Origin of the sequence: Streptomyces sp. NBC_00876, assembly GCF_045207435.1 — a bacterium.
In the GTDB taxonomy this organism is placed as follows: domain Bacteria; phylum Actinomycetota; class Actinomycetes; order Streptomycetales; family Streptomycetaceae; genus Streptomyces.
Map to the genome: position 1 here is coordinate 4,992,085 of NZ_CP108800.1, position 12,203 is coordinate 5,004,287.

Annotated in this window: 9 protein-coding genes; 6 read left to right on the top strand and 3 right to left on the bottom strand. The window is 70.8% G+C overall.

Going from position 1 to position 12,203, the window contains the following annotated elements:
- Positions 1-3: 3 nt before the first annotated feature.
- A complete protein-coding gene (locus tag OG782_RS21930; protein WP_406453499.1) occupies positions 4-2,973 on the bottom strand; it encodes a BTAD domain-containing putative transcriptional regulator in 2,970 nt (989 codons plus the stop codon).
- Between the two features lie 231 nt (positions 2,974-3,204).
- Here OG782_RS21930 and OG782_RS21935 point away from each other — a divergent pair, with 231 nt between their 5' ends.
- Positions 3,205-4,437: an amidohydrolase family protein gene (locus OG782_RS21935; RefSeq protein ID WP_406453501.1), complete on the top strand. Its 1,233-nt coding sequence runs from the start codon at positions 3,205-3,207 to the stop codon at positions 4,435-4,437.
- 61 nt (positions 4,438-4,498) lie between these two features.
- Here OG782_RS21935 and OG782_RS21940 read toward each other — a convergent pair whose 3' ends face one another.
- Positions 4,499-5,326, bottom strand: a complete 828-nt coding sequence (locus OG782_RS21940) for a MerR family transcriptional regulator (RefSeq protein ID WP_406453503.1) — start codon at positions 5,324-5,326, stop codon at positions 4,499-4,501.
- Positions 5,327-5,451: 125 nt separating this feature from the next.
- Between OG782_RS21940 and OG782_RS21945 the strand changes: the two genes are divergently transcribed.
- Positions 5,452-6,090 (top strand): RNA polymerase sigma factor, encoded by a 639-nt coding sequence (locus OG782_RS21945; RefSeq protein WP_406453505.1) that lies wholly within the window; start codon positions 5,452-5,454, stop codon positions 6,088-6,090.
- On the top strand, positions 6,087-7,118 hold the full coding sequence (locus OG782_RS21950; RefSeq protein WP_406453507.1) for a CU044_5270 family protein: 1,032 nt from the start codon (positions 6,087-6,089) through the stop codon (positions 7,116-7,118). The genes OG782_RS21945 and OG782_RS21950 overlap by 4 nt, the downstream gene beginning before the upstream one ends.
- Positions 7,119-7,284: 166 nt before the next feature.
- On the opposite strand, the gene OG782_RS21955 is transcribed toward OG782_RS21950, so the two are convergent.
- Positions 7,285-7,488 carry a cold-shock protein gene (locus tag OG782_RS21955; protein WP_003967102.1) on the bottom strand — a complete coding sequence of 68 codons (204 nt, stop codon included), beginning with the start codon at positions 7,486-7,488 and terminating at the stop codon, positions 7,285-7,287.
- A gap of 366 nt (positions 7,489-7,854) precedes the next feature.
- Here OG782_RS21955 and OG782_RS21960 point away from each other — a divergent pair, with 366 nt between their 5' ends.
- The 3 genes from OG782_RS21960 (at position 7,855) to mqnC (ending at position 12,198) form a co-directional block, all read left to right on the top strand.
- Positions 7,855-8,733, top strand: a complete 879-nt coding sequence (locus tag OG782_RS21960) for a menaquinone biosynthetic enzyme MqnA/MqnD family protein (protein WP_406453509.1) — start codon at positions 7,855-7,857, stop codon at positions 8,731-8,733.
- A 438-nt stretch (positions 8,734-9,171) separates the two neighbouring features.
- On the top strand, positions 9,172-10,926 hold the full coding sequence (locus OG782_RS21965; protein ID WP_406453511.1) for a serine/threonine-protein kinase: 1,755 nt from the start codon (positions 9,172-9,174) through the stop codon (positions 10,924-10,926).
- 72 nt (positions 10,927-10,998) lie between these two features.
- On the top strand, positions 10,999-12,198 hold the full coding sequence (gene mqnC / locus OG782_RS21970) for a cyclic dehypoxanthinyl futalosine synthase (protein ID WP_406453513.1): 1,200 nt from the start codon (positions 10,999-11,001) through the stop codon (positions 12,196-12,198).
- Positions 12,199-12,203: the final 5 nt, after the last annotated feature.

The window sequence follows — 12,203 nt, forward strand, 5'->3', positions numbered from 1 at the left end:
GGATCAGCGCCCCTGAGGTGAGACCGAATGGCCGAGCAGGCCGCGGACGATCTCACTCTCAGGAGCCTTCAACTGCTCGAAGACCCCCAGCGCTTCCCGCCAGCAGACCTTCGCGCGATCCGCCTGTCCTATGCCGTCCAAGGCCTGCCCCAGTACGGTCAGCACATTGGCTCGACGCCACTCGCCGCCGACGTGAAGCAGTACCGTCAGCGCCTGTTCGGAGAACTCGGCGGCCCGCGCCGGACGCTGAGCAGCGAGATGCACTTCGGCCAGCCTGAAGAGAGTCATCCCCTCCCACAGCCGTTGGCGGCTCTCGCGGAAGACGGAGAGCGCCTCGGAGAGGCGGCCCTCCGCCTCGTTCTGCCGGCCTGCGCGCGTCAGCGCGAGTCCCAGGGCGTAGCGGCCGTTCGCCAGGCGCAGGGTGAGTCCCAGCCGGGCATAGAGGTCGATTCCCTGGCCGGCGAGGTCGACGGCGCTTGCCGTCCGCCCGATCGCCAGATGGACACGGGACAGATTGCACAGCGCGCTGGCTTCGCCTGCTTGGTTGTCGTCGGTCCGGAACGCGGCGATGGTCTGCTGGAGGAGTACTTCCGCCTCGTCGAGCTGATTGCGGTATCCGGCGATGATCGCGAGCTCGTTCGGGGCGTTGCAGTGGGTCCAGATGTCGTCGATCGACGCCCCGAGTGCCATGGCCCGCCGGGCTTCGTCCTCTGCCTGGTCGAAACGGCCCGCAGTGCTGTGCACCTGGGCGAGTGTCGTGCGTGCCCTTGCCTCGGAGCGGGCGTCACCAGTGAGGGCCGCGGCATCCCGTACGACGGTGGCGACCGATTCGAACTGACGTGAGTTGGCGCCCGATTCCGCGAGATCCTTTGAGGCGAGAAGGAGATCCACCGCACGCCGGATGGTTCCGGCGGCACTGCTCTGCTGGACGCATGCCAGGAGGGGGCTCGCTTCCGAATACAACCAGTCGAGAGCCTGGCCGTGGTCGGAGAACGACAATCCTGGATGATTCGTGCCTTCCAGGTGGTTGACGGTTCGGTCCCCCGGCCGCTCCAGCGCGTACACCCCCGCAGCCGTCGCCAGATAGAAGTCCAGCAGCCGAGACAAGGCCGACTCCCGCTCCTCCGGAAGCCGCTCGTCCCGCTCCGCGCACGAACGCGCGTAGAGACGCACCAGGTCGTGGTACCGGTAACGGCCCGGGGCCGCCGACTCCACGAGGGACGTGTCGACCAGGGCCTCCAGGAGGTCCTCCGCCGCGTGCGTCTCCAGGTTGAGCAGGGCCGCCGCTGCCGCCAGGGAGATGTCCGGGCCGTCCGCGAGGCCCAGGAGGCGGAAGGCGCGGGCCTGGGCCGGTTCCAGCTGGCCGTAGCCGAGTTCGAAGGTGGCCTTCACCGCGAGGTCGCCCGCCTGGAGCTCGTCCAGGCGGCGGCGCTCGTCCGCGAGTTTCGCGGCCAGGACGGAGACCGTCCAGGTGCGGCGGGCGGCCAGGCGGGAGGCGGCGATGCGGATGGCGAGGGGGAGGAAGCCGCACGCGGCGACCACGTCGAGGGCGGCCTCGCGCTCGGAGTTGATGCGCTCATCGCCCACGATGCGGGTGAAGAGCTGGAGCGCCTCCTCGGGGGACATCACGTCGAGGTCGACGAGGTGCGCGCCGGCCAGGTCGACCATCCGGACCCGGCTGGTGACCAGGGCCGCGCAGCCCTCCGTACCGGGGAGCAGCGGGCGGATCTGGGCCGCGTCGTGGGCGTTGTCCAGGAGGACCAGGATGCGGCGGCCGTCGAGCGTGGAGCGGTAGAGCGCGGCGCGTTCGTCGAGGGAGTCGGGGATCGCCGAGTCCGCCGTGCCCAGGGCGCGCAGGAACGCGCCGAGGACCGTCTCCGGCTCGGCGGCGCGGGAGCCCGCGCCCTGGAGGTCGACGTACAGCTGGCCGTCCGGGAAGTGCTTGCGGGCCTGGTGGGCGACATGGACGGCGAGGGTCGTCTTGCCGACGCCGCCGATGCCGGCCAGCGCGGAGACGGCCATGACGGAGCCCTCGGCGGTGGCGAGGCGGGTGCCCAGTTCACGGACGAAGGCGTTGCGGCCGGTGAAGTCGGGGACGGTGGCCGGGAGCTGGGCCGGGCGGACCGGGGTGCCGGCCGGGGCGGGCTCGTCGGCGGGGCGGGCCAGTTCCTCGTCGGCCTGGAGGATGCGATGCTGGAGGGCGGCGAGTTCGGGGCGCGGGTCGACGCCCAGTTCCTCGGCGAGGAGCCGGCGGGTGTCGGCGTAGACGGCGAGGGCCTCGGCCTGGCGGCCGCTGCGGTACAGGGCCACCATCAGGAGCTCGCGCAGCCGTTCGCGCAGCGGGTGCGCGGCGGTGAGGGCGGTGAGTTCGGAGACGGCCTCCGCGTGGCAGCCGACCTCCAGGTCCAGGTCGAGGCGGGTCTCGGTGAGCTGGAGCCGCCACTCCTCCAGCCGGGTGCGCTGGTTCTCGGCGTACGGGCCGGGCACGGAGGCCAGTGCCTCGCCGTCCCACAGGCCGAGCGCCTTGTTCAGCAGCACCCTGGCCTCGCAGCGGTCGCCCGAGGCGCGGGCCTTCTCCGCGTCGGCCGCCAGTTCCTGGGCCACGGTCAGGTCGACGGCGTCCGGGCCGGTCCGCATCGCGTAGCCGCCGGAGTCGCTGGCCAGGGTCTCGGGTCCCAGGACCTTGCGCAGCCGGGAGGCGTACGTACGCACGGCGGCCAGCGCCTGCGAGGGCGGGTCGTCGCCCCAGATGGCGTCGATGAGCTCGGCGGCCGTCGCGGTGTGCCCGCCGCGCAGCAGCAGCGCCGTCAGCAGGGCGCGCTGCTGCGGCGAACCGGACGGCAGCGTCTCGCCGCCCCGCCGGGCCCGTACCGGACCGAGCACGGAAAAGTGCAGCACGGCGTCCTCCGCCGGCCGCCGCTCCGGGGCGCGTTGCTCCGGAACACGTACCCGTGGCCCGTCGTCACGGCCCATTGCTGCCTCCTGTCCTGCCTGCGCCGCCCGGCATGGTCCCTGCTTGTCCGGATTCCAGCAGGGCTATCCGGATTGCTCCATACCGTTGGTATCGCCGTCAACAGTCTGCCTTGTGAAGGGTGGACGCGTCAGCAGCGGATGACTCTCTGCACAAGCCTTCGACAACGATTGTGGAACGAGGTCCCGCCCAGATAGCTGACGGTTCGTCAGATCAACGCTACCGTGGAACGCATGGAGACCTTCCCGAAGATCATCTCGGTGGACGACCACACGGTGGAGCCCGCTCATGTCTGGCGGGACCGGCTCCCGTCCAAGTACGCGGACTCCGGGCCGCGCATCGTCCGGGCGCCGCTCAAGGAAATGACGTTCCTGGGTGGCAAGTTCGCACCCGTGATGGGTGCGAAGGGGGACGACGGCCCGATCGGCGACTGGTGGGTGTACGAGGACCTGCACCGCCCGCTCACCCGGCTCGACACCTCCGTCGGCTACGACAGGGACGAGATCAAGCTCGAAGTCATCACGTACGAGCAGATGCGTCCCGGTTCGTTCTCGGTTCCGGACCGGCTGGCCGACATGGACATCAACCACGTCCAGTCCGCGCTCTGCTTCCCGACGTTCCCCCGTTTCTGCGGCCAGACCTTCACCGAGGCGAAGGACCGCGAACTGGGGCTGCTGGGGGTGCGGGCGTACAACGACTGGATGGTCGAGGAGTGGTGCGGGCCCGACGCGCACGGCCGGCTCATCCCGCTCACCCTCATCCCGCTCTGGGACGCGCAGCTCGCCGCCGACGAGGTGCGGCGCAACGCGGCGCGCGGGGTGCGTGCGGTGGCGTTCTCCGAGATACCTCCACATCTGGGACTGCCGTCCATTCATGCGGACGAATGGGATCCGTTCTTCCGGGCCTGCGACGAGACGGGGACGGTGATCGCCATGCACATCGGATCGTCCTCGAGGATGCCGTCCACATCGGCCGACGCACCGCCGGCCGTCGGCTCCACCATCACCTTCGCCAACTGCTGCTTCTCGATGGTCGACTGGCTGATGAGCGGCAAGCTCGAGCGCTTCCCGAACCTGCGGATCATGTACGCGGAGGGCCAGATCGGCTGGATTCCGTACATCCTGGAACGGGCCGACGTGGTGTGGGAGGAGAACCGTGCCTGGGGCGGGGTGGCCGACAAGGTCCACCGGCCGCCGTCGGAGCTGTTCGCCGAGCACATCTACGGCTGCTTCTTCGACGACGCCTTCGGGCTGAAGAACCTGGACTCGATCGGCGTGGGGAACGTCCTGTACGAGACGGACTACCCGCACTCCGACTCCACCTGGCCCAAGTCCCGTGAGGTCGGCGAGGCGCAGATGGGGCACCTGGACGCGGATGTCGTGGACCGCATCGTGCGCCGCAACGCGATCGACCTGCTCGGACTGACGGCCGACGGGCTGTGGGCGGGACCGGGCTCGGGGGCGTGAGGCAGGCGGGTGCCGGGGCCGTTCCGCAGGCGGACGGTCCCGGCGCCCCCCGGGGTGAAGGTCAGGCGCGGGTGACCGGCTCCTGGAGCTCCGTCACCCACTTCTCCCTGTCCTCGGGGCACTCCAGGCTGATCTCGCGCGCGTACCCCGTCGAGCGGTAGCCGCCGGCGTCGATCCACCGGGCCAGGGTCTGGGCCGTCGGCAGGATCGCGTCCATCGAGCCCCGGTGCACGATGGTCGCCGCCTCGAACGCGGGCAGCTCGACCACCGTGACCCCCGTGTCGCCCAGCGGGCCCACCGGGGCCGACACCGTCACCCCGGCGTGCACCACGACCGCGCCGCCACCCTCCGGGACGTCCGCGTATCGGGCGATCCCCGGGCCCGTCGGGCTCACCCCGGCCTCGCCCAGCAGCGGGAACAGGCGCTCGTACAGCGGGCCGATCACCGGTGTGATGTCCTTCGGCTCGTAGCCGCCGGCCACGCCGGTCAGCTCCGCGACCCGTACCGCCGGAACGCTCTTGATCACGACATCGTCCGCAGACATGTGTCCCTCCTTCTCGATCGACCGGAGCCTCGCCTCGACCTGGGCCAGCCGTGCCGCCGCCGCGGCCATCGCCGCCTCCAGCTCCGAGCGCCGCAGCCGCAGCATCCCGCGCAGCTCCTGTGGGCCCACCTCCTCGTCGAGGACGGCCCGCACCTGCTGGAGCGTGAAGCCGAGATCCTTGAGGGCGATGATCCGGTTGAGCCGGGCGAGCTGAGCCGCACCGTAGTAGCGGTACCCGGTCGCCGGGTCGGTACGGTCGGGGTGCAGCAGCCCGACCGCGTCGTAGTGGCGCAGCATCCGGGCCGACACCCGCCCGTGGCGGGCGAAGTCTCCGATGGTGAACATGATGTCTCCCAGTGCACGGCCTCACACGGTGTCAAGGTCAAGCATCGCAGCGCCCCGATACGGGTGTGGCGCAGGTCACAGGAACTCGCCGCCCGCTGCGGACAGGACCTGATGTGGAGCATTCCTTGAGAGCCCGGATACGGGCAGGCGACCCGGACGCGTTCGGCGGCCTTTTCGACGACTACGCCCAGACGGTGTTCCGCTACGTGGTCCGCTCGACCGGTGACTGGGCAGGTGCGGAGGACGTCGTATCGCTGACCTTCCTGGAGGCGTGGCGGCTGCGCGGGACCCTGCGGGAGTCGGACGAGGAGCTGAAGCCCTGGCTGCTCGGCATCGCGACCAACGTCCTGCGCAACACCCGCCGGGCCGCCCGCAGGCATGACGCGGCACTGACCCGGATGCCGGCGAGACCGGCCGTGCCGGACTTCGCCGACGAACTGGTGGGCCGCATCCATGACGCGGACCGGCTTGCCGCCGCGCAGGCGGCCCTGGGGCGGCTGAGACCCAAGGAGCGGGAGGTGTTCCTGCTCTGCGTCTGGGACGGCCTGGACTACCGGGACGCCGCACGCGCCCTCGGTGTCCCCGTCGGGACCGTCCGCTCGCGGCTCTCCCGGGCCCGGAAGCGGCTGCGGGACCTCACCGAGGACGAGATAAAGAGAATCGAGAAAAACGCAATAAACACGGAACTACCTGGATCAGCCGGACAGTACCGGAGTGACCGCGCCACTGCGGTCCGGTCGAACGAGAGGGAGGGGAACCGATGAGTGCCGACGCGAAGAAGGTTGCGGGGGAGCTGCGTGCGCAGCTGCCCGAGCCGCACGGACCGGTCCTGCCGGGCGACCGTCAACGGCTGCTCAAGGAGCACTTGATGAACGAGATCCACCAGGTCCAGGTCCTGACCGGGAAGGCGCCGCAGACCGTGCGGCCGCGCCGCAACCGCGCCTGGTACGCGGTCCCCGTCGGTATGGTCGCCGCCGGGGCGCTCGCCTTCACCTTCCTGGCCGGTCCCGGGCAGAGCGGCGGCGACACCGGCTACCACCTCAGTGCGGCCCCCGTGGTCAAGGTCGAGGTCGGCTCGGCGGACGGTGTCGGAGCGCTGATGGAGAACGTGGCCCAGCACGCCGCGGAGGGCCCCGCGACCCGCGTCGGCAAGAACCAGTTCGTCTACGTGCGCTCGCACTACTCCAACATGCAGGCCGACGTCGGCAACCCCCTCAAGCTGAAGACGTACTACCGCGAGACGTGGACGTCCCAGAACCCCGAGAAGGTGCAGAGCCGGCTCAAGCAGCCGGGCGACGACATCATCTGGTCGGCACCGCGCGCCGGGGAGGAGGGGTACCTGGAGGACCTGCGGAACCAGACGTACGCCGCACTCCAGGCGCTGCCCAGCGACCCCGACGCACTGCTGAAGAAGCTCCGTGCGGACGCCGCGTACTCAGGCTCGTCCGACCAGTGGCTCTTCGAGTACGTGGGCGGCCTGATCCGCGAGAACATCCTGCCGCCGGAGACGGGCGCGGCGGTCTACCGTGCCGCGGCGAAGATCCCCGGCGTCGTCGTGGTGGAGAAGGCGCAGGACGGCGACGGCCGGCCCGGTGTGGCGCTGGCCCGTACGGACGAGCGGACGCACGAGCGCAAGGAGCTGGTCTTCGACGCCAACAGCTACGACTACCTGGGCCTGCGTGCCTATCTGGTCCAGGACACCGAGCTGGGCAGGAAGGGCACCGTCACCGAGCTGCAGGCCGTGCTCGACCGCGGCGTGGTGGACAGCCGCGACGAGACGCCGAAGAAGTAGACGGGACGCCGAAGCAGTAGGCGCGACGGCGAAGTGGCAGACGGGGCTCAGGAGAAGAATCCGAGCGCCTGTCGCACACAGGCAGGAGCCCCGCTCCTCCGCCGAGGCGGGGGAGCGGGGCTCCTTGGGTACTGCGTTACCGGCCGCGATCGGCCGACCCGGGCAACTAGGCCGGGGTGACGTTCTCAGCCTGCGGACCCTTGGGTCCCTGAGTGACGTCGAAGTTCACGACCTGGTTCTCCTCGAGGGAGCGGAACCCGGACGCGTTGATCGCGGAGTAGTGGACGAAGACATCCGGGCCGCCGCCGTCCTGGGCGATGAAGCCGAAGCCCTTTTCAGCGTTGAACCACTTGACGGTTCCGGTAGCCATAAGCCCTCCTTGGGCCAAAGGGTTGCCCTGCTCCAGAACCTGCAAAGAAGTCTGAAAACTACAAAAGCCTGCGGGTTACATGCTCCGCAGGCTCTGTACTGCAAGGGAAACCAAACTGCAACTTGGCGTTGAGCCTAGCACGCAGCATGTGCCGAAGGGTAGAGGGAAAGATCACTCCAGCCGAATGTTTGGCAGGCGTGCGGATGAGCGGTCGGAGAGGCCCTTCCGGGTGACTCCCGGGTGACTCCCGGCGTCCTTCCCGAGAAGCCTTGGACCGTCTATTCCGGGCACTCGCGGGAGAGGGCTCGTGCGACGCCGCGCGCCCCCGGTGGGGCTGCCCGGCGGTCACGGGTCTAGCCTCGCGATGTGGACAATTCAACCGTCTCAACCGTCGCAGGCGACGACCGTCGCAGCCGGCCCCGCGTAGGCCACATCCAGTTCCTCAACTGCCTCCCCCTCTACTGGGGACTGGCACGGACCGGAACCCTGCTCGACCTGGAGCTCTCGAAGGACACCCCGGAGAAGCTCAGCGAGCAGCTGATCAGGGGCGATCTGGACATCGGCCCCGTCACCCTGGTGGAGTTCCTGCGCAACGCCGACGACCTGGTCGCCTTCCCCGACATCGCGGTCGGCTGCGACGGGCCCGTCATGTCGTGCGTGATCGTCTCGCAGCGGCCCCTGGAGGACCTGGACCGGGCCCGGGTGGCGCTGGGATCGACGTCCCGCACCTCCGTACGGCTGGCGCAGCTGCTGCTCGCCGAGCGGTACGGCGTCAGCCCCGAGTACTACACCTGCCCGCCCGACCTCGGCCTGATGATGCAGGAGGCGGACGCCGCCGTCCTCATCGGCGACGCCGCGCTGCGCGCCAACCTGCACGACGCCCCCAGGCTCGGGCTCCAGGTCCACGACCTGGGCGCGATGTGGAAGGAGTGGACGGGGCTGCCCTTCGTCTTCGCCGTCTGGGCCGCGCGCAAGGACTATCTGGCGGCCCATCCCACCGCCGTGCAGAAGGTGCACGAGGCCTTCCTGGCCTCGCGGGACGTCTCCCTGGAGGAGGTCACCAAGGTCGCGGAGCAGGCGGCGCGCTGGGAGGCCTTCGACGCGGAGGTCCTGGAGCGCTACTTCACCACCCTCGACTTCCGCTTCGGGCCCGCGCAGCTGGCGGGCGTCAAGGAGTTCGCGCGCCGGACCGGTCCGACGACGGGGTTCGCGGCGGACGTCGACGTCGAGCTGCTGGGCGGCTGAGCCGGGGCGGCGGGGGCACTCCGCCGCGCGCCCCCGCACGGGGTTGAACGGGAATGCCCGGCCATTCCCGTTCGGGCCTTCCCGGCCTTCCCGGCGTTCCCGGCGTTCCCTTGTGCGGAACGCCGTGCGGAACCCGTACGCATCCCCGCACACATCCCCGTACGCATCCTCGTACGGAACCGTGCGCGGTTATCGATTCGGGTGAATTCGCGCTGAATGGCCGATTGGTGGAAGGCGTCGGGAGTATGTCCCCGATACCTTCCGCAATCGACCGGCGGACGGGCGGCGGAACGGCACATTCACGCCTTTCGCTGCGGCGAATGGCGCCCGTTCGTTCCCTTGGGGCCGAAATCGGCGGATGGTTTCCCCTGTGACCCGATGACCTTCGCCCCTAGGCTTCGGTCGGAGGTCCGGCCGGTCCACAGGGGGAGTCCGCATATGCAGCCGCTCGAAGCCGGCGAACCGCTGAGCATCGGTGCCTACCGGCTGCTCGGCCGGCTCGGTGCCGGCGGCATGGGCCGCGTCTATCTGGGGCGCAGCGCGGGCGGCCGCACGGTCGCGGTCAAGGTCGTCCATCCGCACTTCGCGCTCGACGAGCAGTTCCGCGCCCGGTTCCGGCGCGAGGTGGACGCGGCGCGCCGGATAGGTGCGCAGTGGACCGCGCCCGTCCTGGACGCCGACCCGGACGCCCCCGTGCCGTGGGTGGCCACCGGCTATGTGGCGGGGCCGCCGCTCTCGGCCGCGGTCACCGAACACGGGCCGCTGCCCGAGCACGCGGTACGCACCCTGGGGGCCGGGCTCGCCGAGGCGCTGGGCGCGGTCCATGAGCAGGGCCTGATCCACCGGGACGTGAAGCCGTCCAACGTCCTGCTCGCCCTCGACGGCCCCCGGCTGATCGACTTCGGCATCGCCCGGGCCATCGACGCGACCGCCTCGCTCACCTCCACCGGCGTCTCGGTCGGCTCGCCCGGCTACATGGCGCCGGAGCAGATCCGCGGCCTGGACGTCTCCGGCGCGGCCGACATCTTCTCGCTGGGCGCGGTTCTCGCGTACGCGGCGACCGGTACCGCACCCTTCCTCGGCGACTCGTCCGCCGTACTGCTCTACAAGGTCGTGCACGAGGAGCCCGAACTGGGCGAACTGGAGGGCGGGCTGCGCGAGGTCATCGCCTCCTGCCTGGCGAAGGACGCGGCGCGGCGGCCGACCCCGGCGGAGCTCGCCCGTCAGCTGGCACCCGGCGGAGCGGCGGTCGCGGTGGCGGCGGGATGGCTGCCCGGACCCCTGGTGCGCGAGGTCAGCCGGTCGGCGGTCGCGCTGCTGGACCTGGAACCGCAGGACGCGCCGGCGCAGACCGGGCCCGTGCCCTTCAGCAACGCCTCGATCGCCACCGGCGGGGCGTTCGGGGCGTTCGGGGCCGGCGGGGCGAGCGGGGCGAGCGGGGTGGCCGGGCCGCTCGGGGTCTTCGGCCCGCCGGTCGAACCGGTCGCCACGCCCGCCCCGCCCATGGCGTCCGCCGCCCGGACGGACGGGGTACCGGGCCGGCGCATCCCCGACCCCCGGTTCGCCGTCACCATGAGCGCCGACTCGCGGCGGGGCGAGCACCGGGGGCGCAGGCTGAGCTGCACCGTCGCCCTCGCGGTGGCCGGTGCGCTCGCCGCCGTGACCGTGGGCAGCGCCTATGTCCTCGACCTGATGCCGGGCGGAGGCGGCGCCAACAACGCCGGGGAGGGGGACACCGCCAGCCCCCCGGGCGCCACCTCGTCCGAGCGGCCGCCGTCACCCACCCGCTCCCCCTCGGCGACCCCGGGCGGGGGCGCCGAGGTCCCGAAGGAGTTCGTCGGCAGCTGGAAGGGGCCGCTCACCGAGAAGACGAACGGCTCGCCGCACGGCACGCTCACCGCGGTGTTCACCGCGGGGAAGCAGGGCACCGACGTGGTCCGGATGACCACCTCGGTCTCCAGCCTCGGCATCGACATCGAATGCAACAGCATCGCCGCCCTCACCTCCGTCAACGGCAAGGAACTGACGCTCCGGGAGCGCGCCGACCCCGACCGCCCCGGCAGCGAGGGCCTGTGCACCACCACACCCGCCGACGTCCACTTCACCCGCGCCGCCGACGGCACCCTGCGGTTCCGGTCCGACGAGCGGGGCGCCGGACTTCCGTACGGCACGCTGACCCGGTCCGGCGGCTGACCCGCACCGGGGCTGGCGTACGCTGAACCGGTCCGTAGATCCGTTGAAAAACCGCCGAAAGGTGACAGCCCGGTGACCGAGAAGGCCGACCTCCAGCCCATCCTCGACCGAGCCGCCGAAGGCGGCCGGATCACTCCGGCGGAGGCCCTGGACCTCTACCGGTCGGCGCCCCTGCACGCGTTGGGCGCGGCCGCGGACGCCGTGCGCCGGCGGCGCTACGCCGGTACGGAGCACATCGCGACGTACATCATCGAGCGCAACATCAACTACACGAACGTGTGCGTCACGGCGTGCAAGTTCTGCGCCTTCTACGCCGCGCCCAAGGACACCGCCAAGGGCTGGTCCCGCGACCTCGACGACATCCTGCGCCGCTGCGCGGAGACGGTCGAGCTGGGCGGCACGCAGATCATGTTCCAGGGCGGGCACCACCCGGACTACGGCGTGGAGTACTACGAGGAGCACTTCTCCGCGATCAAGAAGGCGTTCCCGCAGCTGGTCATCCACTCGCTCGGCGCCTCCGAGATCGAGCACATGGCCCGGATCTCCAAGGTCTCCGCCGAGGAGGCCATCAGCCGCATCCACGCCGCCGGTCTCGACTCCTTCGCGGGCGCCGGCGCCGAGCTGCTGCCGGCCCGGCCGCGCACCGCGATCGCCCCGCTCAAGGAGTCCGGCGAGCGCTGGCTGGAGATCATGGAGATCGCCCACGGCCTCGGTGTCGAGTCCACCTCCACCATGCTGATGGGCACCGGCGAGACGAACGCCGAGCGCATCGAGCACCTGACCATGATCCGCGACGTGCAGGACCGCACCGGCGGTTTCCGGGCCTTCATCCCGTACACGTACCAGCCGGAGAACAACAAGCTGAAGGGCCAGACGCAGGCCACGCTCTTCGAGTACCTGCGGATGATCGCGATCGCCCGGCTCTTCCTGGACAACGTCGCCCACATCCAGGGCTCCTGGCTGACCACCGGCAAGGAGGTCGGCCAGCTGTCGCTGCACTACGGCGCTGACGACCTCGGCTCGATCATGCTGGAGGAGAACGTCGTCTCCTCCGCCGGTGCGAAGCACCGCTCCAACCGCATGGAGATCATCGACCTGATCCGCAAGGCGGACCGGGTGCCGGCCCAGCGCGCCACCACGTACGAGCACCTCATCGTCCACGACGACCCGGCGAACGACCCGGTCGACGAGCGCGTCGTCTCGCACATCTCGTCCACCGCGATCGAGGGCGGCACCGCCCACCCGGAGCTCAAGCTCCTCGACGCCAACTAGGGCCC

What these genes read in the sequence shown, in the direction of transcription:
- OG782_RS21930 (WP_406453499.1), bottom strand. Translation starts at nt 2,973, where the DNA reads ATGGGCCGTGACGACGGGCCACGGGTACGTGTTCCGGAGCAACGCGCC.
- OG782_RS21935 (WP_406453501.1), top strand. Translation starts at nt 3,205, where the DNA reads ATGGAGACCTTCCCGAAGATCATCTCGGTGGACGACCACACGGTGGAG.
- OG782_RS21940 (WP_406453503.1), bottom strand. Translation starts at nt 5,326, where the DNA reads ATGTTCACCATCGGAGACTTCGCCCGCCACGGGCGGGTGTCGGCCCGG.
- OG782_RS21950 (WP_406453507.1), top strand. Translation starts at nt 6,087, where the DNA reads ATGAGTGCCGACGCGAAGAAGGTTGCGGGGGAGCTGCGTGCGCAGCTG.
- OG782_RS21955 (WP_003967102.1), bottom strand. Translation starts at nt 7,488, where the DNA reads ATGGCTACCGGAACCGTCAAGTGGTTCAACGCTGAAAAGGGCTTCGGC.
- OG782_RS21965 (WP_406453511.1), top strand. Translation starts at nt 9,172, where the DNA reads ATGCAGCCGCTCGAAGCCGGCGAACCGCTGAGCATCGGTGCCTACCGG.